The 18,762-nt window shown below is 65.9% G+C and carries 11 protein-coding genes and 2 pseudogenes; 8 read left to right on the top strand and 5 right to left on the bottom strand.

Translation table 11 applies throughout. From position 1 onward, the window contains the following. The first annotated feature begins 409 nt into the window (after window positions 1–409). The 3 genes from OHA88_RS00245 to OHA88_RS44350 all read left to right on the top strand — a co-directional run bounded on the left by OHA88_RS00245 (window position 410) and on the right by OHA88_RS44350 (window position 5,302). A complete protein-coding gene (locus tag OHA88_RS00245; protein ID WP_328623697.1) occupies window positions 410–2,362 on the top strand; it encodes a LamG-like jellyroll fold domain-containing protein in 1,953 nt (650 codons plus the stop codon). A gap of 361 nt (window positions 2,363–2,723) precedes the next feature. Further along, a protein-coding gene (locus OHA88_RS00240) for an IS3 family transposase (protein WP_328623696.1) occupies window positions 2,724–3,928 on the top strand; the annotation gives its coding sequence in 2 pieces (ribosomal slippage) (window positions 2,724–2,964 and window positions 2,964–3,928; 1,206 coding nt in all). 792 nt (window positions 3,929–4,720) lie between these two features. Next, window positions 4,721–5,302 (top strand): transposase, encoded by a 582-nt coding sequence (locus OHA88_RS44350; protein WP_443044137.1) that lies wholly within the window; start codon window positions 4,721–4,723, stop codon window positions 5,300–5,302. Window positions 5,303–5,389: 87 nt separating this feature from the next. On the opposite strand, the gene OHA88_RS00230 is transcribed toward OHA88_RS44350, so the two are convergent. Further along, window positions 5,390–6,523: an IS630 family transposase gene (locus OHA88_RS00230; RefSeq protein ID WP_328623695.1), complete on the bottom strand. Its 1,134-nt coding sequence runs from the start codon at window positions 6,521–6,523 to the stop codon at window positions 5,390–5,392. Between the two features lie 143 nt (window positions 6,524–6,666). On the opposite strand from OHA88_RS00230, the gene OHA88_RS00225 reads away from it, so the two are divergent. After that, complete coding sequence (locus OHA88_RS00225) at window positions 6,667–8,205, top strand: FAD-dependent monooxygenase (protein ID WP_328623694.1); 1,539 nt, start codon at window positions 6,667–6,669, stop codon at window positions 8,203–8,205. A gap of 53 nt (window positions 8,206–8,258) precedes the next feature. Here OHA88_RS00225 and OHA88_RS00220 read toward each other — a convergent pair. Continuing rightward, window positions 8,259–8,540: pseudogene (locus tag OHA88_RS00220) on the bottom strand (IS630 family transposase); the annotation flags it as partial. On the opposite strand from OHA88_RS00220, the pseudogene OHA88_RS00215 reads away from it, so the two are divergent. Further along, window positions 8,539–8,670 (top strand): annotated as a pseudogene (locus tag OHA88_RS00215) (IS110 family transposase); the annotation flags it as partial. The pseudogenes OHA88_RS00220 and OHA88_RS00215 sit on opposite strands and share 2 nt — an antisense overlap. Here OHA88_RS00215 and OHA88_RS00210 read toward each other — a convergent pair. The 3 genes from OHA88_RS00210 to OHA88_RS00200 all read right to left on the bottom strand — a co-directional run bounded on the left by OHA88_RS00210 (window position 8,640) and on the right by OHA88_RS00200 (window position 11,200). Further along, complete coding sequence (locus OHA88_RS00210; protein WP_328629950.1) at window positions 8,640–8,933, bottom strand: hypothetical protein; 294 nt, start codon at window positions 8,931–8,933, stop codon at window positions 8,640–8,642. The pseudogene OHA88_RS00215 and the gene OHA88_RS00210 sit on opposite strands and share 31 nt — an antisense overlap. A gap of 36 nt (window positions 8,934–8,969) precedes the next feature. Then, window positions 8,970–9,689 carry a TetR/AcrR family transcriptional regulator gene (locus tag OHA88_RS00205; protein WP_328623693.1) on the bottom strand — a complete coding sequence of 240 codons (720 nt, stop codon included), beginning with the start codon at window positions 9,687–9,689 and terminating at the stop codon, window positions 8,970–8,972. A 671-nt stretch (window positions 9,690–10,360) separates the two neighbouring features. Continuing rightward, entirely contained in the window at window positions 10,361–11,200 is an 840-nt protein-coding gene (locus tag OHA88_RS00200; protein ID WP_328623692.1) for an alpha/beta fold hydrolase, read from the bottom strand. Between the two features lie 1,456 nt (window positions 11,201–12,656). On the opposite strand from OHA88_RS00200, the gene OHA88_RS00195 reads away from it, so the two are divergent. From OHA88_RS00195 to OHA88_RS00185, 3 genes are all read left to right on the top strand, one after another. After that, window positions 12,657–16,349, top strand: a complete 3,693-nt coding sequence (locus OHA88_RS00195) for a S8 family peptidase (RefSeq protein WP_328623691.1) — start codon at window positions 12,657–12,659, stop codon at window positions 16,347–16,349. Between the two features lie 918 nt (window positions 16,350–17,267). Continuing rightward, the gene (locus tag OHA88_RS00190) at window positions 17,268–17,792 is read left to right on the top strand and encodes an RNA polymerase sigma factor (RefSeq protein ID WP_313934983.1); all 525 of its coding nucleotides are present in this window, start codon (window positions 17,268–17,270) and stop codon (window positions 17,790–17,792) included. 280 nt (window positions 17,793–18,072) lie between these two features. Next, window positions 18,073–18,597, top strand: coding sequence for a hypothetical protein (locus OHA88_RS00185; RefSeq protein ID WP_328623690.1), 525 nt, complete (start codon window positions 18,073–18,075; stop codon window positions 18,595–18,597). The last annotated feature ends 165 nt before the right edge of the window (window positions 18,598–18,762 follow it).

The raw sequence follows: 18,762 nt of genomic DNA, 5'->3' as shown, positions 1-18,762 counted from the left end.
CCGCTCGGGTGCCGATCACGCCTGAGCGATCGGCGCGATCGGTGAGGTGTGTCAGTCGTGCTGATCGAAGGCCTGAACTCGACGGGCATCGCCCACTTCCTCGGCGGCTTCGACCAGGAGTTGTTTTCGGTCTGCCGCCGCACAACGTGAAGGTGTGCACCCTAGATGTCACGGCCGAGCCCGAATCCCAAAGCGACGGCTTTTAGAGCAGGGGCATTGGACCGAGGTCTCGACTCCCTTTCGTTACTTTCCGCTCATCAAGAGATCAGCCTACGGCCGTGATTCACCTTGCGCTTTCAATCGTGGACAGACGCTTGATAATCGTTTGTCATCTCACGTCTGCCCAGCTCAGACCGCTTCTGCATAGCATCGTTGCAGTTTGAACTATCGATGCGAGAAGGGCCCCTTCATGTGCATTTACGGTGACACTCCGTCACAAGAGTCGATTGGGCAGAATCGGCGAGGCTTTCTGCGCAACGCGGCGCTGGCCGGTGCGGGAGCGGCAGCCGTAGGAGTCGGCGCCTCCGCGCTCGGCGGAACGCCCGCGTTCGCCGCGGACGCCACCAGGAGTGGCAAGACCGGTCCGTGGAGACCGGATCCGACCGCCCTCCAGTTCACCCTCGCGGTCATGCCGGACACCCAGTTCCTGTACTGGGGCAGCCAGGACAGCGTCAACCGGACGCCGCAGGAGGAGTCGTTCCGCTACATCATCAACAACAGCGGGGACGCCACCAACAACATCGTGTTCATGGCACACCTCGGTGACCTGACACAGGATGCCGACGCGTCGTCGTTCCAGCAGGTCGACAAGGCGTTCGCCCTGCTGGACTCGCACGGTGCCGCGTACAGCGTGGTGGCCGGCAACCACGACGTGTCCGGCGACGACAGCCGCGGCGACACGCCGTACCTGAAGACCCTGGGCCCGCAGCGGTTCAAGCGCTCCAAGACGTTCGCCGGGTCGGACCCGACCGGCTATAACACCGCGCACATCTTCCAGGCCGCCGGCCGCTCGTGGCTGGTGCTGGCCCTGGACTGGCGGACCACCGACCAGGGCTTCGCGTGGGCCAACGACGTCATCAAGGCCCACCCGAAGATGCCGGTAATCCTCACGGCGCACGACATCGTCTACTCGGACTACGATGACAACGTTTTCCCCTACGAGTCCGGCGACCCGGAGGACAACGCGGCGCTCTCCGATTACGGCCAGTCAATCTGGGACAAACTGGTCAAGGATAATGACCAGATCTTCCTGACCCTCAACGGGCACTACTGGCCGTCCGGGCGCATGACCAAGAAGAACGCCGCCGGCAACGACGTGCACATGCACATCACGAACTACCAGAACCGCTACTTCGGCGGTGGCGGCATGATCCGCCTCTACCACTTCGACCTGGCCCGCAACACGATCGACGTCGAGACGATCAACCCGTGGATCCTGGCTCAGGAGCCGGAGTCCCGCACCGAACTGGCAGCCGAGCACGCCCGGATCACCGGCCCGGTCGACAACTTCTCGATCCCCGTCGACTTCGAGCAGCGGTTCTCGAGCTTCATCCCGGTTCCGGTCCGGCCCGCCCGGCCCGCCGGCAGAGAGCTGGTGAAGGGCACGCTGGCGTATTGGCGCTTCGACGGGCAGGGCGCGCCCGGCACCTCGCTCTCCGTGGGCCAGACGATCCACGACCTGTCCGGCAAGGGCAACGACCTGACGGTGGTGACCGTGCCAGGCACAGCCGCCGACGCGCTGACCTGGTCCGCCGACCACCACCCCGACCAGCCCGGACATGCCAGCCTGAAGTTCGTCGGCGGCAGGAACCCGGTCCACGGCTCATACCTGACCACCGGGGCCAAGGCTCCGCTGAACTCCGAGACGTTCAAGACCGGGTACACGATTGAGACGTTCGTGAGGATGCCGCTGGACTGGGACGCCGGCAAGAATGGCAACGCGTCGATACTCAGCCGCCGGGGTTCGGCCGGGGCCGCCGGAAAGCACGGCAAGAACACCGACCCGAACGAGCCCGTGGCTCAGTTCGCTATCACGAACAACGGCCGCGAGCCGCAGTTCAATCACTACCCGCTGAACAACACCTACCCGACGACTAACTGGGGTCACGGCTTGGTGGAGCTCAAGTGGTGGCACCTGGCGGTGGTGAACGACGGCCGTCTCACGAAGTTGTACGTCGAGGGCGCTCCGGTCGTCGACAACCCGAACCGCCTGTCGGTCGGCCTCGCCTCGCTCGGGTTGCCCTGGCTGGTGGGCGGCCACGAGTACGCGGGCGCCGTCGACGTCGTCTTCCACGGCAACGTCGGTGACATCCGCATAGTGAACCGCCCCCTGTCCGCGGAAGAGTTTCTGACCGCCAAGTAAGGCTGTCCCTCCCGTCTCCGGCCCACCCGCCGGAGGTGGGAGGCACTCATTCCAGGAGGAGGCGGCGTAGGTCGGCGTCCTCGCACTAGGACAGGGTGAAACCTGAGCTCACGCCGGCTCCGCTGGAACAACATCCCAACGCGATCCGATCTGACGACATCTCCTCAACCAGCGCTTCGCCTGACCAGTCCGTGGCACAGCACCCGTCCCGCACCATGCGGTGCAGGCAGCCCAAAGTCAGCGGCAGCCGGGTGTGCCGCCGCCCGCCTGTGGCGGGCCAGGAGCTTCCCCCTGAGGTGATCCCCGTGGTGTGGACACACCTGACAATGGATCTTGTTGATCCTGGAAGGTGTAGATCTCTGTGGCACGGCTTTCGAAGTACAGTGCGGAGTTCCGGTCCGACGCGATCGCGTTGTGGCGGGCTTCGGCCGGCAGGCGGACGTTCAAGGACGTCGCGGCTGATCTGAACGTCAACCCCGAGACGCTGCGGACCTGGGTGCGTGATGCCGACGGCCGTCCGGCTCCTGCCGGCGCGTCGCAGGACATTGAGGCGGAGTTGGCCCGGCTGCGGGCGGAGAACGCGCGGCTGGCCAAGGCGGAGAAGGAATGGCAGCTGGAGCGGGAGATCCTGCGTCGGGCAGCGGCGTATTTCGCCCGGGAGATGAAGTGAAGACCGCCGCTTGGGACTTCGTCTCCGCCCATGCCGAGGTGTTCGGCATCAAGCGGATATGCCGGGTGCTGGAGGTCTCCCGCTCGGGCTACTACCGGTGGATCGCCGGCGCCGAGGCGCGGGCGGGGCGGCAGGCCGCGGAGGACGTGCTGGTCGAGGAGATCCGCGAGATCCATGCCGAACACCGCGGGAACTACGGCGCGCTTCGAGTCCATGCCGAACTGCGCGGCTTCGGCCACACGGTCAACCGCAAGCGCGTGGCCAGGCTGATGCGCAAGCACGGCATCGTCGGCCGTCACCTGCGCAAGAAGCACCGCACCACGATCCCGGACCGCCTCGCGCCGCCGGTGGCAGACCTGGTCCAGCGGGACTTCACCGCCAGTACGCTGGACGAGAAGTGGTGCGGCGACATCACATACGTGCAGGTCGGAGCCGCGTGGCTCTACCTAGCCTGCGTCATCGACATCCGTTCGCGCCGGGTACTCGGCTACTCAATGGCCCCGCACATGCGGGCCGAGCTCGTCATCGACGCGCTCCAGGCCGCGGTCGCGGCCCGCGGCGGTGACGTCACCGGGGTGATCTTCCACGCGGACAGGGGCTCGCAGTACACGTCCGCCGCGTTCGCCCAGGTCTGCGACCGGTACGGCATCCGCAGGAGCATGGGCAGGGTCGGCTCGAGCTATGACAACGCCCTCGCCGAGAGTTTCTGGCAGGGACTGAAGCGAGAGACGACGCACGGGAAGCTGTTCTTGACTATGCCGCAGGCGAGGCTGGAGATCTTCCAGTGGCTCACCTACTACAACGCCCGACGCCGACACAGCGCGCTGGGTTACCTCTCCCCGCTGGAGTTCGAACAGCAGCACCACCAGACAGCTAAACTCTCCCTCGCAGCATGAACCCCTGTGTCCACACTCCGGGGGTCACCTCACCCCAGAGGTAATCCAAGCATTCGCCCTACCGCAAGAAAGCAGGACGTCGATGCCGGGATTTATGCCAGCCAGGGAAGGCTCCGCGACCCCAATCGATTACCTTGTCAACCATCCGAGCAGAGCCGCTCGAACGCCTTGAGCCCCGGTGGTTCAGCGGAGAGCGGCGGCTTCCACGGGAACCCTGCGCCAGGCCGCGCCCGCCCAAGCAGGCCCGCCTACATCCAGTTCCTGGACGGCATCGCTGCCCGCTTCGCCTTTCCCTAGTCTCCCGCCGCCCCAGCACCGCGGACTCTCTCGGCTCACCACAGCGCAGCCGGCAGCCCGCGCATCAATTGCGGTACCCAAAGCACGGCCTGTGGTTTCGGCTCACACATCAGCGACACTACGCCGCCAACTCCCACGAAGGGCGTGCCCGAAGAAGCAGGCGGCCCAGGCCGACTCGGATGAGTGCCTTTTGTGCGACGGCCGAGGCATCGGCGTCATCGCTGGCCACGGACACGACGCCCAGACAGCGGCCACGGCCCACCAATTACTCGCCGTCCCACACCTGCCTCAACGCAGGCGCTCCACCGTCTGACGGCGTCACCGTCCTGAGTGGGAGTGGTCTGGTTGCAGCGAACGAAGGCATTGCCGGTCAGCGGCACGGTTGGCCAGTGAACAGGACTGGATCGCCGACCGCGAGGAGGAAGTGCAGGTGTTCGACACCGCCTTCGAGACAGGGCGACTGCGCCGCCAGATCGCCGCTGCCTACGGCTATTTGTGGAGCCCTTTACCGCCGGTGGTCTGGAAGTTCGCAGCTACAACTTCCCGCTCGTGGAGCGGATCGTACTCACCGAACGCGTCGCATATGTCACCCACTACCGCTCGGACCAGCACGGCTGGGACACGCTTGTTCGAAATGGGGTGCGTGCCAAGACGATGCTGACCGACGTCGGCTCGGTCGAGATCGCGATCCCGCGGGACCGCGGCGGCGGTTTCCAGCCGCAGATCGTCAAGGCGCTCGCGCCGGCTGACCGACGTCGACGAGATGATGCTGGCCTTGTCCGCAGTCGGCGACTTCTTGGTCTATGGCCGGTTCGACCTCTGCCGGTACGGCCAGGTGATGCTTCCGGTGGTGAGACGCGGGGGTCGGCCGCTGAAGGCTGCGTGAAGGTGTCGGTGGCCGGGGCGAAAGTGAGCACCTCCGGGCTCGAGTGTTCCTGCGGAACGGCCGTACGGTGCGCTCCCCGGCGGTGGTGTCTTCTGTGCCTGACGGACGAGTGCGGGCGACGCCCGGTCATCCCCCTCACCGGTGGGAGATTTGGCTATCTTACGCATGTTAAATGTAGAGTATTATATTGAATGTCTGGTAGCTCATACTAAAGGCACCGCTGTCGCGAGACGCCCCGCGTCGTCAGCGAGTCGGCGCAGGGATCAGCTAGTGCCGCCTCAGGCAACGTTTGCCCTGTCGACGACGGCTTGTAGGTGCTGGTCGTCGGCATGGCGGTTTCGCCAGATGATGTAGCGGCGGATCATGCTGCCCTGTTCCTTGTGGTCGGCGTGGTCCGTGCCGTCCAGAGTGAAGTAGCGCAGGGCCGTGAACTGGGCCTCGATGCGGTTGAGCCAGGAGGAGTTGGTCGGTGTGTAGGCGATCTCGACGTTGTTCGCGGCAGCCCAGGTGCCGACCCGCTGGCACCTTTTCGTGGTCAGGTGCGGGGAGAAGTTGTCGGCCACGATCGCGATCCGGACGGTGTCCGGGTAGAGGCTGCGCAGGTAGCGGCAGAACTCCAGGAACTGGGTGCGCTTCTTGACCGGTTTGATGTGGCCGTAGAGCTTGTCCTTGGCCAGGTCCAGGGCGGCGAACAGGTGTCGCACCCCGCCGTAGCGGTTGTAGGTCGCTCGTCGCCGTCGGCGCGGTTCACGGTCGGGGTCCTTGTGTGTGCCGCCGCGCTCGGCCCACTGCCGGCCCGGGTGGGGCATCAGGTTGAGCGGCCCGAACTCGTCCATGCAGAAGATGACTTCGGGTTCGCCGTCCTCGGGTATAACCTCGCCGTCGGCGATGGCGTACAGGTGCTCGACCCGCGCTTTCTTGGCCGCGTAGTCCGGATCGCGTGAGGTCTTCCAGGTCTTCAGGCGTTGAAACGAGACGCCTTCCTCGCGGAGCAGGATGCGCAGGCCCTCGTGGCTGATGTCGTCGACCACCCCCTCGGCGACCAGGAAGTCCGCCAGCTTGGTCAGGCTCCAGGTCGAGAACGGCAGGTCGTGCTCGGTCGGCTTCGACTTCGCGATCTTCTTGATCTCACGGCGCTCCGGCAGCGTGAACGTCTTCGGCCGGCCACCGGAGTACTTCGGATACAGAGAGTCGAAGCCGTCGGCGTTGAAGTTGTGGATCACGTCCCGGACCCGGTCGTCGCTGGTGAACGACACCTCGGCGATCTTCGCCACCGGCATGCCCTGCGCGGACAGCAGCACCATCTGGGCCCGCCGCCAGGTCACCACCGACCCGGCGCCTCTGCGGATAATCCGCAGCAGTCGCCGCCCCTCATCATCATCGATCTCTCGGACACGCACTCGTTCTGGCACCCGGACAGAATGATGCCCACGCGCCGTCCACTACAGCACCCGGACGGCGCGTCACATCACAACAGGGCAAACGTTGCCTGATCCGGCACTAGTGGAATCTGCACGCGGGCCCACAGAGATGTCAGCAAGGAGAAGACCCACCCATGAACGACAGCGCAACGCGCACTCCTCCGCCTGATGAGCAGGTCGTCATCGTCGGGGCGGGTCCGGTGGGCCTCTGGCTCGCTGGGGAACTTCAGTTGGCTGGCGTGCCCACGACAGTGCTGGAACGAACGCTTACGCGAGTTCCTCACTCGAAGGCGCTAGGGATCCATGCCCGCACCATCGAGGTGCTGGCGATGCGTGGCGCGGAAGGACAGTTCCTGGCACAGGGCAGGAAAGTTCCGAACTGGCACTTCGGCATGCTCGCCAGCAGGATCGACCTCGGCGTCCTCAACACGCCCTACCCCTACATGCTGGGCCACCCGCAGACTCACACCGAGGCGATACTCGAAGAACGCGCCCTCGCGCTGGGAGGCACCGTGCTTCGGGGGCACGCGGTCACCAGCCTGGAACAGGACGCTTCGGCAGTCACCTTGAAGGTCACCGGCCCCTCGGGGCCCTATACCTGCCGCGCTGGATACGTTGTTGGGTGTGACGGGGCTGGCAGCACCGTACGCAAGGCCGCCGGCATCGCTTTCCCGGGCACCGACGCCCGCGTCTTCGGAATCCTGGGCGATGTGGTTCTGCAAGACCCTCCGCCCGGCGGCCAATTCCAGGCGTTCAACGCGAACGGCGCGCTCATCGTCGTCCCGCTCCCCGGCGGGTTCTACCGCGTCACTGGATTCGACCCCTTGCACCAGCAGCCTGCGACCTCGCTGACTTTGGACGACCTCCGTGCCTGGGCAACGAGAGTGGCAGGCACAGACTTCGGAATGACCGACCCCCAGTGGATTTCCCGCTTCGGTAACGCCACCCGGCAAGCGGCCACCTACCGCGCCGGCCGGGTCCTGCTTGCAGGTGACGCCGCCCATATGCACTTCCCCGCGGGCGGGGTCGGCCTCAATGTCGGCGTCCAGGACGCCATGAACCTTGGCTGGAAACTGGCGGCAAAGATCAAAGGACGCGCATCCGCGGAATTGCTCGACAGCTACCACCGCGAAAGGCACCCCGTGGGGGTGGCCCTGGCGGAGCACACCCTTGCTCAGACGGCCTTGCTCGGCAGCACCCTTCCCGAGACTCTGGCGCTAAGGGATCTGCTCAGCAAACTCATCAACGCACAACCAGGACTTTCCACCGGGCTCGCCGGCATTCTGTCTGCGCTCGACATCTCCTACCCCAGCGCTCATCCCCAGGCCCACCCCCTGACCGGTACGAGGGCTGTACCAACTTCGACCGCGGACGGTTCCCGGCCGTTGCTCTTCGATCTCCTACATGACGGACGGCCGCTAGTCCTCAACCTCTCGGGCGATCCTCTGCCCGGTACACACAGACTCACCCGACAATTGGGTTTCCACATCACCTCGATGGCGACTATCGACGCCTCTGACCCGCTCTGGGCGGGCGTCCAGACGGCGATCATCCGACCCGACGGGCACGTGTGGTGGGCCACGGATACCGGCAAGGACCAGCAAGCAGATCTTGACAACACAGTGCAGCACGCGCTGAAGGGACTCTGTGTCTCCTTCGCACCCTTGAAATAGGAACAGCCATCGAGAATGGTCAGCGGTCCTCGCTGCGAGGCCGGCCGACGGCGCTATTGACCTGAGTCGGAGATTCGCTGGCAGTAGGTGGCTACCTTATCGAGGATCTCGTCGGCGGTCTTGTTCCAGATGAAGGGCCGCGGGTGTCGTTCCAGTCTGCGACCCAGGCCCGGATGTCGCGTTCGAGTGCTTGGACGGAACGGTGGACGCCGCGCTTGAGTTTCTTCTGTGTGAGCTCGGCGAACCATCGTTCACCAGGTTCAGCCAGGACGAGTTGGTCGGTGTGAGGTGCAGGTGGAACGGGGGTGGGCCGGCAGCCACTTCTTGACCGCCGGCCGCAGCTTCCCGGCCACCGCTGATGGATATCGCCACCTCCTCCACTGGGCGAAATCGTTCGGCGTGCTTCGATGGGCCGGCGTTGAATGCACCGGTTCCTACGGAGCCGCCTTGACTCGCCACCTGCGCGCCGTGAACACCATCGTCCGTTGCCGCGGTTCGGCACTCACCAGCTGGTTCACGAGTCGCTGAGTCGTCCCGATGGTGAAGTTGTCCAGTCCGGCCAGCAGTTGTTCGTGCCGCTTGGTTAGTACGAGCCGGTCAACGTCGGCGCTGCTGATGAGCGAGTCCAGGCTGTCAGCGGCATGCGTCGCCCAGTCGAGATACGCCAAGAAGCGTTCGTAGTACTCGTGCGGGCCGCTGGTGTAGAGGTTCGAGACCTTCTCGCGCACGTCCACACCGTGAGCACCCGCAGTGATCCGCAAGCACTAGGATGCGGTGATGCGTGCTGCGCAGGTTGACCCGCGCAGCCCACGCCCTCGGCCCGGGCGCGTCAGTCGGACGTCGGGCCGGTGTCGCCTGGGAAGGCCCGTAGGGCGATTTCTGCGGTCTCTTCGAGTTGCTGGCGGTTGGCGCCCGCTGCGGCGTGTACGGCTTGGCCCTCGGTGAAGGCGATGATGTAGCGGGCGAGGGCGTGCCGGGTTCGTATCGGAGGGCAGGTCGCCGTCCGTCACCGCCGTGCGGAAGCGGTCGGCCAGTGCCTGCTCGCCCTCCAGTCGGCTCGCGGCGAGGAAGGTGCAGATCGAGGCGTTGTCGGGGCTGGTGGACAGGCCGCCTTGGATGGACAGGCAGCGGGCCGGGCGGTCTTCCCGGGTGAGTGCCTTGGCGTTCTCCAGTAGCAGGGTCCGGGCGACGGCGGCGGCTGTCGGTTCGGCGAGCGCGGCGGTCCTGTAGCCCATGTCCCGCTCCGCGTAGCGCGCGACGACTCGCTGGAACAGTTTTTCCTTCGACCCGAACACCGTGTACAGGCTGGGCTTGTTCATGCCCATCGCGGTGGTGAGGTCGGTGATGGAGGTGCCCTCGTACCCCTGGCGCCAGAAGACCTCGACCGCGAGGTCAAGCGCTTCTGAGCGGTGGCCGTCGATGGCTGGCAGGCGGCGGACCTTGTGGCGCGGCATCACGAGCGGCCCGATGGCGACTTCCACCATCGCGCCGGCGCGCGAGTCTTCCAGGAGGGAGGGTGGCTCACGGAAGTTCTGGCTCTCTTTTCATGGCGAAGCCGCCTTGGGCGATCGTCGCCAGTACAAACTGTTGGGGAGCCAGATCGAAGCCTCCTGCTTCTACCCTCTCGTCGCCTAGAGGCAGGGAGGGTAGCCACCGCGCCCCGGCCTCGGCTGACGAGGAACGGGCCGCCGGATGAGCCGGGTTCACGCTCACCCGGCCCCATCCCGGCGCCGCCACACAGGCCGCTTGTACCTCGCTTACGCCCTCGGCACAGAGCCCGGTCCTCGGCAGAATCCGGCAGTCGCGATCACCACGTCTTCCACACCCATACAGTCCCGAGAACAGCGGCGAAACCCGCGCCGCCGACGACCGGGGCTCCTCGCAGGCGACACAGAGGTTTGCGTGCAAGACGTCGACCGCCCGCAGCCCACGTCAGCGTTCGGCCCAGCGGCCCTGATAGAGCGGGCGCGCGGGCGGCATCGCCGACGCTTGGCAGTCGAGTATTCGACGCTTTGCACCGTGGCTTCATTGGGGCGAGGTGAAGAAACAGCACGTAGGCGGATACGGGAGCTTCCGTGCCATCCAAAAGCGGTCGACACCGCAACTCGGCCAAACCCGTGTGTCGATTTGTGGAGTGGCTTGCAGACACAGCGTGCTATCGGACCGTCGAGTGGGCAGCCTTCTCGATCAGGCTCGCGACGGCGGCCGGGTGGGAAACGGGGACGGCGTGGGACGCCTGGATCTCGATCGTGTGCGAGTGCGCCCGCTTGGCCATGAACTTCTGTGCCGCCGCCGGGATGTTCTTGTCCTGAAGGGTGACCAGGTCCCAGGAGGGAATGGTCTTCCATGCCGCTGCGGTCGCCTTGTCGGTGAGCGCACTGGCGGCCACCGGGCGCTGGGTTGCGGCCATCAAGTCGGTGGTCGACTTGGGGACGTCGGCTGCGAACTGGTCGTGGAACTTGTCGGCCTTTATGTACAGGTCGCTGCCAGTGCCGCCGTCGGGAAGCGGGAAGGACACGGAGTTGAGAGTTGGGCCGAGTGTGCTCCCGGGGAACTTGCCGGAGAGGTCTGCCGCGTTCTCACCTTTGTCGGGAGAGAAGCCGGCGATGTAGACGAGCGCCTTGACGTTGGGGGCTTCGGCGGCTGCCTGGCTGATGACCGAGCCGCCGTAGGAGTGACCGACGAGCACGACGGGCCCGTGCACGCTCTTGAGGAAACTGCTGAGATAGCCGGCGTCCTGAGTTAGCCCCCTCAGCGGGTTGGCGGGAGCGGCGACCGGGTAGCCCGCGCGCTGCAGGTTGGCGATGACCCCGTTCCAGCTGGAGGAGTCCGCGAAGGCGCCGTGAACCAGCACAACGGTGGGCTTTGTAGCCGGGGAGCGACCCGCAGCGGAGGCCATCCCGGGCGCGGTGGTCGTCAACGCGATCGCTGCCGCACTGGCGCCCAGCACGGTGGCGTAGGTCCAAGGCGAGCGGTGCAGATGCTTGCGGGTCATGGTGGTTCTCCTTTGGGTTGCTGCCTCAGGCCGAAGGCTCCGGGCGGCCCCGTCTGCCGGGCCAAACATAACCATAGCCAACAATTCAGTTGTGCGCAAAGTAATCATGCACGAGACCATTGCCTGCCCTGGAATATGTGAGAATGGTTGCGCCAGCTGACGGCAGAGGAGAAATGCTCGTGAGCAGTAGTACCGACGCCCTCACGCCTGCTGAGTCCCCGGAGCCCTCGCTGCCCCACCTCGAGTACGGACCCTGAAGTCACTGATCAAGCGCTTGGAGACCAACGGCCTGTACAAGCGGCAATGGCGGGCCGACGACGAGCGAGTGGTCGAAGTGACGCATACCGCCCAGGGCGTTGCACTACGTGAGTGCGCCCTCATCATCCCCCCAGCCCTGGATGGCGCCATGGCTGAAACCAGACGAGATCACTGTCGTGCAGAACCTTCTGTGTCGGATGACGACTGACCTCGCCCTGGCCAGCACCGACTACTGAGTTTGCAGCATGGTCTCGGCTGATACCGATTGCCGTCCGTGACATGGGGCAGCTGCCAGCGGGCTCAGAGTGGGGCGCTGCCGACGGGTATCACGGCAACCCACAGGTGACGTCTACCGACCGGGCGGAAGCCGGTATGACCGAGCGGCGCGACTGGACTCGACGTGGCCACGGTCGAGTTCGAAGGCTGGCCTTTCCAGCACGTAGTGATGTGCGAGGGCTACTTCGGGTGCGCCAAACCGGCGCGGTGCGCCGGGCGTGCGGTATCCAAAATTGGCGTGATGCGACCGAGGCGGCATGAAGGTGCTAAGACGATGTCCTCGTCCGGAAGCTGTCCACCTGGGCCTATTCAAGGGCGAGTTGGCAGATCAACCTACCGAACACGTCCTGACCGACGCTATCGAGCACGACCAGCGCCACACCCTGATTCATGCCCTCGCCGAGCGTGGCGCAGGCACGGCCAGGGTTCACGTGTACGGGGCCGCGTCCGACAGCCATCCGCTGACGCCGATCTGGCCCGGAAGCTGGTCCCTGCTCACGGAGGGCAAAGGCCTGCGTCGTCTGGCTCCTCGGCAGCGCCGGCTCCGGACTGGGTACCCAATGGTGGGTCGTAGAGCGTGCGTTCACCACCTGCACTGGTTTGCCGCCTGCGGATCCGCTGGGAGATACGCCACGACATCCCCGAAGCCTTCTTGTCCCTCGGACGCGCACTCTTCTGCAGCGCCTCGTTTGGCATTCCTCCCGGGCTCGCAGCCGAGCAGCTGACGGACCTTGAGGCGGGCGATAAGTCTTGAGAGGGGCGCCAGTTGAGGTCCACTGGGTCTTCCCTTTGAATCATATGGACTACACAATCAATCCACTGATCATGTGGCGGCACGCGTCTGGTGGTGCCCGTGGCCGACGTTCCGAAAAAAGGATTCTTTGTGTCACTTCCCCACTTCCGCAGACCCAGGCTGATAGCCTTGGGGGCTGCCCTCGCGGTACTGGCGGCCATTCCGACGTCGGCGGCCGCTGCGCCGGCGGCCGCGCCTGCGATCCCGCGCGGACTCTCGGGCGCACACTCGGGCACCCCCCGCACTGTCACCCTCATCACCGGTGACAAGGTCACGGTGACCAGCCCAGGCGACGGCCACGTCCTCGCGACCGTGCGGGGCCCCAACGGCGGTCCGGTGGGCGCTCACACCATGAGCGTCGGGAAGGACACCTATGTCTATCCCGACGCCGCGATGCCGTACATCGCCTCCGGCCAGCTGGACGAGCACCTCTTCAATGTCACCGAACTGCTGGCCGACGGGTACGACGACGCACACAGCGAGCATCTGCCGCTGATCGTCTCCTATACCGACGCGGCAACCCGTTCGCGCAAGCAAGCCGTTCCCACCGGGGCGACCCGCACTCGCACCCTGGACAGCATTCAGGGCGCCGCGCTCTCCGCCGACCACCGCCGTGCGCCGGACTTCTGGTCCGCCCTGACCGGCACGGCACCCGCGTCCGTGCACGCCCGAAGCAAGAGCGCCGCACCGGCGTTGACAGGCGGGATCGCGAAGATCTGGCTGGACGGCAAGGTCAAGGCCACGCTCGCCGACACCACCGCGCAGATCGGGGCGCCCCAGGTCTGGCGGGGTGGCGATACGGGCCAGGGCGTGGATGTCGCGGTCCTGGACACGGGCATCGACGCAGCGCACCCGGACTTCGGAGGCAGGATCGCCGCGTCCGCCAGCTTTGTCCCTGGCCTGGATGTGACGGACCGCCATGGTCACGGCACACACGTAGCGTCGACCATCGCTGGCACCGGTGCTGCCTCCGATGGCAAGGAGAAGGGCGTCGCTCCCGGCGCCAAACTCCACATCGGCAAGGTCCTCGACAACGATGGCAGTGGTCAGGACTCCTGGATCTTGGCGGGAATGGAGTGGGCTGCTCAGGATCAGCACGCCAAGGTCATCAGCATGAGCCTGGGATCGGGCCCCAGCGACGGCACCGACCCGATGAGCCAGGCCGTCAACCAGCTCAGCGCCCAGACCGGTGCACTGTTCGTCATCGCCGCCGGCAACGCTGGGCCGGATTTTTCCACCGTGGCGTCGCCAGGCGCCGCGGACGCGGCCCTTACGGTGGGGGCGGTGGACGCCTCCGACCGGCTGGCCGTCTTCTCCAGCCGCGGCCCGCGCAAAGGCGACCATGCGCTCAAGCCTGAGCTCACCGGCCCCGGCGTCGATGTACTTGCGGCCCGCTCCCAATATGCCTCCGAGGGCGAGGGAAGCTACCAGACCATGAGCGGCACCTCTATGGCGACGCCCCATGTCGCCGGTGCCGCTGCCCTGTTGGCGCAGACCCATCCCGACTGGACGGGGCAGCAGCTCAAGGATGCCCTGGTCAGCACAACCAAGTCGACTCCGCAGTTCAGCCCGTACATGGGCGGCAGCGGCCGGGTGGACATCGCGGCCGCCGTCAAGGACTCGGTGGTCGCGTCAGCTTCCGCCTTCGCATCGGCTAAGTGGCCCTACACGCAGGGCCAGGTGGCTTCCAAGGACGTCACCTACACCAACACCGCTGCCGACCCTGTCACCCTGGACCTGGCGCTCAGCACGCCGGGTTCACCGCCGGGCCTCTTCTCTCTCTCGGCCTCCCAGGTGACCGTTCCCGCACACGGCACCGCCACGGCAACCGTGACGACCCATCTGGACCTCGCGTCCGACGACGTCGGCTACAGCGGGATACTCAATGCTTCCGGCCCTGACGGTGTGCTGCGTACTCACACCCTGATCGGTAGCAACAAGCAGAGCCGACGGGTCAACGTCGCGGTGAAGGGGACGGGCTGGCACGGCACTGCGCTGCCGGGGACGCTGATTGTCAAAGACATCGCCCGGGACACGGTGCCCCAGGTCTTCGAAGTTGACGACAGCGGGAGCCTGAACCTCAACCTCGCACCCAGCACGTACTCGGTCTGGATGTACGCGGATGTACCTGGGGTCAACGGCCCGCACTCACTGGGCCGCGCTGTCCTCAGCGCACCGCAGGTCGTCGTCGACAACGACCGGACACTCACGTTCAATGCCTCCGCTCTCCGCAGAGTCAGGGCCGTCACCCCGAAGCTCACCGCGACGAGCTCGGTGCGAGTGGATCAGTACCGGTCGTACAGCACCCTGCACCCGTTCACCGACAGCTACGAGATCGAGGCCGTCTACGACAGCCTGTGGGCAACTCCCACGTCGAAGGTCACCCAGGGTTCGTACACCTTCGCCACGCGCTGGCGTCAGGTGCAGCCGCCGCTGACCGTGGCCTCCTCGTCGCAGTCGTTCGAGGACCTGCAGGTCCAGAGCATGTCCCCCAGCATGGCCAAGGGCACGGGCAACTACGCGACGGTCTACGCCGGAAAGGGCGCGGCATCTGACTTCGCGAAGGTACAGGTACGGGGCAAGATCGCGATCGTTCGCAGGAACGACACGGTGACCGCTCCCGACCAGGCCATCGCCGCAGCTAAGGCCGGGGCCAAGCTGCTGCTCATCGTGCATGACGGTTACGGTCGGCTCGACGCCTGGTGGGACCTGCCGGAAGCCGCCGCGCTGCCCGTCGCATCCCTCTCCGCGGACGAGGGCGAGGAGCTCATCCAGCGGATCCGGCACGGTAGGACACGCCTGTCCGTCTCGTCCCATCCCTACGCCGACTACCTGTACGACTTGGTGCAGCACCACAAGGGAGCCATCCCCACCGATCTCACATACCGGCCAGGCGCTGGCAGCCTCGCCCGGATCAACACGTCATACCGTGACTACAAGCAGGGTCAAGCGGTGGACGTCCGCTACGACCTGTCGCCGGGGTTCGACTTCGCGGTCGGCGGCGCCGCGACGCTGCAGCAGGCCCAGGGGACTCACACGGTCTGGGTCACCGCTTCGCCCGGCGTCAAGTGGACCCAGCTGGCGGCCACACCGGACCTCACCGAAATCAGTGCCGCACGGTCCTACGCGCCGCGCAGCACCACCAAGGAGACCTGGTTCGCTCCCGTTCAGCACGCGCGCATGCTGAACGACAACAAGGTGAACATCGCGCCGTCACGGTTCGGCGACATCATTGCCACCTTCGGAATGCCCGCCTGGGGCGATTCCGGTGGCCACCTGGGAATCGTGTGGGAGGGAGACGTGTCCTGGGCGACAAAGCTCTACCAGGGGAAGACACTGATCGGCGAGGGCGTGGACCATGTCCAGGCGGAGGTTGCGCCGGACAGGCTCCCGTACCGGCTCGTCCTGGACAGCACACGCGGGGCTGGCATGAGTCCGTACGCGACCAGCTCGCACACGGAATGGAAGTTCACCTCTTCCACCGCCGCGGTCGAGGGCGCGTACCTGCCGCTCGTTCAACTGGACTACGGAGTCAGTACGGATCTATCAGGTAAGGCCAGACGTCACGGCGACCTGAAGGTCACGCCGTCGCATCTGACGGGCGGTCCCAGCTCGCATACGATCCGCAGTGTCGCGCTCCAGATCTCGTACGACGACGGCGCCACCTGGCACAAGCTGGCGCTGCGCCACCTTGGCGGCGACTGGAAGGCGCACTTGGCGGCGCCGTCCAAGGCCCGCTTCGCGACGCTGCGTGTGACCGCCGGGGACACCCAGGGCAACAGCGTCAGTCAGACCGTGGTCCGGGCCTTTGGTCTGAAGTAGTCGCCGGTTTCCCCGGGTGAGGTAGCCCACGCACCTTACGACAACACATCCCCATGGAGACGGGGGCGCGACTTCTGCGGCCCCGTCTCCGTATGTGTCCTTGCCCTTACCGCTAAGCACCGGTGTAGGGCAGACCGCGGCCCATATGCGGGAGGCTTTCTTGACGGCACAGGAGCGTGCCCCGCCAGGGCCGACGGCGAGGCACGGAGCTATACCGAGGAAAGGGGCCTTCGCTACTGGAGCTGGCCCGCGAGTGCGGTTCCCGAGCGGGATGTCCCGCCAGGAAAGCGCCCTGACCTGGGCGTACAGGCCCGGATGGTTCATCTTCACGACGGCCACGTAGTGCGCGCCGGGTGTACAGGGCATCGGCGGTCACCACCGTGTACCTCCTGCTGGGACGGGCAGCCTCAGCCGGCGTGGTGATGTCTTGGCCCCGCTGATGCCCTCGCCGACGGTCGAGGACGTCGCCGCCGGGCTCGATGGCGGCGTCCAAGCAGCGGCCAAAACCGGCAACGCGGCCCGGTGCGCTGCGTCGCACGCAGGTTCTTGACCGTATGGTCCATAAAGTGTACTTTTGGATGGGCAGTCTGGTCAGCGTTCGCGAAGTGCAAGGGATCGCGAGGGCTGACACTTGGCCCGGCGAGACGACCGGCCGCGTTCCGCATCACCCGCGCACTCCGTGTGTCGACAGCACGGGGGGTCCTTGCCCCTCACATGCGCTCCTTAAAGAGCCTCTAGCGCTAGGAACTGATGCGCTGGCGCGCCGCGGGAACACCCGCGGTGGGGGCTTCGACTCTTTTGTCCAGCACCGAGTTCCGTCTTCCGAGCTGCTAAGGACCGGCGCAAATTCCTTCGAATTCTCGCGTTGCACCTTCGCGGGTGGTGGACACGTAGGGATGGAAGCAGCGAGAGGAAGCCATGACCATCGACACCGAGGACGAGTTCACCGATGTCTACCGCGCTCACTATGAGGACGTACTGCGCTTCGTCCGTCGGCGTGCTCACCCGATGAACGTGGATGACATCGTCGGTGAAACGTTCCTCGCCGCGTGGCGTCGTCGGAGCGAGTTGCCCGAAGACCCACGTCCGTGGCTCTTCGGCACCGCACGTAAAGCGATGCTTAACGCCCACCGCGGGCAGCGTCGCCAGACGGCTGTCGCGGTGCGTGTCATGGAGAACGGCGGCGACGACAGCTACGACGGGATGATCGAGGCCGAGGACCGGATAGACCTCGTAGCCGCCTGGCGGCGGCTGTCGGCTGCCGACCAGGAAGTACTGGCGCTCCATGTGTGGGAGGGCCTCACGGACCGGGCCGCGGCCACTGTGCTCGGCTGCTCACGCGCGGCCTACACGATGCGGCTCTCCCGCTCCAAACGTCGCCTGGCCAAGCTGTTCGGGCCGACCAGCCAGACCACATCCGCCGCCCCGGCTTTGACGCGCTGAAGGAAGAGACGTGAACGATCGCGAGAAGAATCTCCCTCGGTTGCTGGCCACCCTGGACGCTGCTCCCGTCTGTGAACTGACCGAAACCGAAAACAACCGTAAGGAACATCTGTTGCGTACCGTGATGCATGGCGCCGCTTCCACGACGCAGTCGGCTTCCCCGGCTCGTCGTCGCCCGTTGATCTGGGTGGCGGCTGGCGCTGTCGCTGCCACCGCGGCCGTAGTCGTAGTGAGTCAGGCATCGCAGAGTGTGCCAGGCTCGAGTGGCCCGCTGTCCTCGGTGGAACTCGCGAGCTGGACCGGCACGCCGAGTCAGCTGGCGGCTACCTCGCCCGAGGCCACCGTCGCGGAGAAGTGGTGCGTCAAGGCCCTGGGGAGCGACTACTCCGGCAAGCCGGTCTCGTACAGCAACCTGGACGTGCGCGGCTCGATCACCTCTGTGGTCGTTACCGGCGGGACGACCATCTCCTACTGCCTCACCGACAAGACTGGACAGGGTATGACCGCGGTGATCGATCCGGTCAAGAAGGTCCCCAGCAATGCGATCGAGGTGGACTCGGCAGGTGGCCACGGCGAAGGGAGCACCGGCTTCAACTACCTCGTGGGCTCGGTAGGATCCGATGTCAAGGCCGTGACCCTGCATGACGGCGGCCGCACTATTGAGGCCAACATCCAGAACGACCGGTTCACCGCCTGGTGGCCGTCCGCTGAGCCGACGGGCAGCGCCAGCGGCAAGGTCGTCCTCACCCTCAAGAGCGGCTCCACCCGGACCGTCTCCGGTGACTCCATCTTCCCGAAGGGGTAAGGAGCCAGTGTGGTAGGCGGCCGCTCCAACCTCATGGAGCGGCCGACCGGCTCTTCAGGGGCAGGCTGCCGTTCCGTGATCCTCCCCCTCCTGAAGAGCCATAGCCGTCCTAAAGAGTTGAGGGAAAACAGCAGCGTCCGCCGGGCATCGCTGCCCCCTCTGACC

Origin of the sequence: Streptomyces sp. NBC_00353 (assembly GCF_036108815.1) — a bacterium.
Classification (GTDB): Bacteria; Actinomycetota; Actinomycetes; order Streptomycetales; family Streptomycetaceae; genus Streptomyces.
This window is presented reverse-complemented; position numbering and strand designations above follow the sequence as displayed.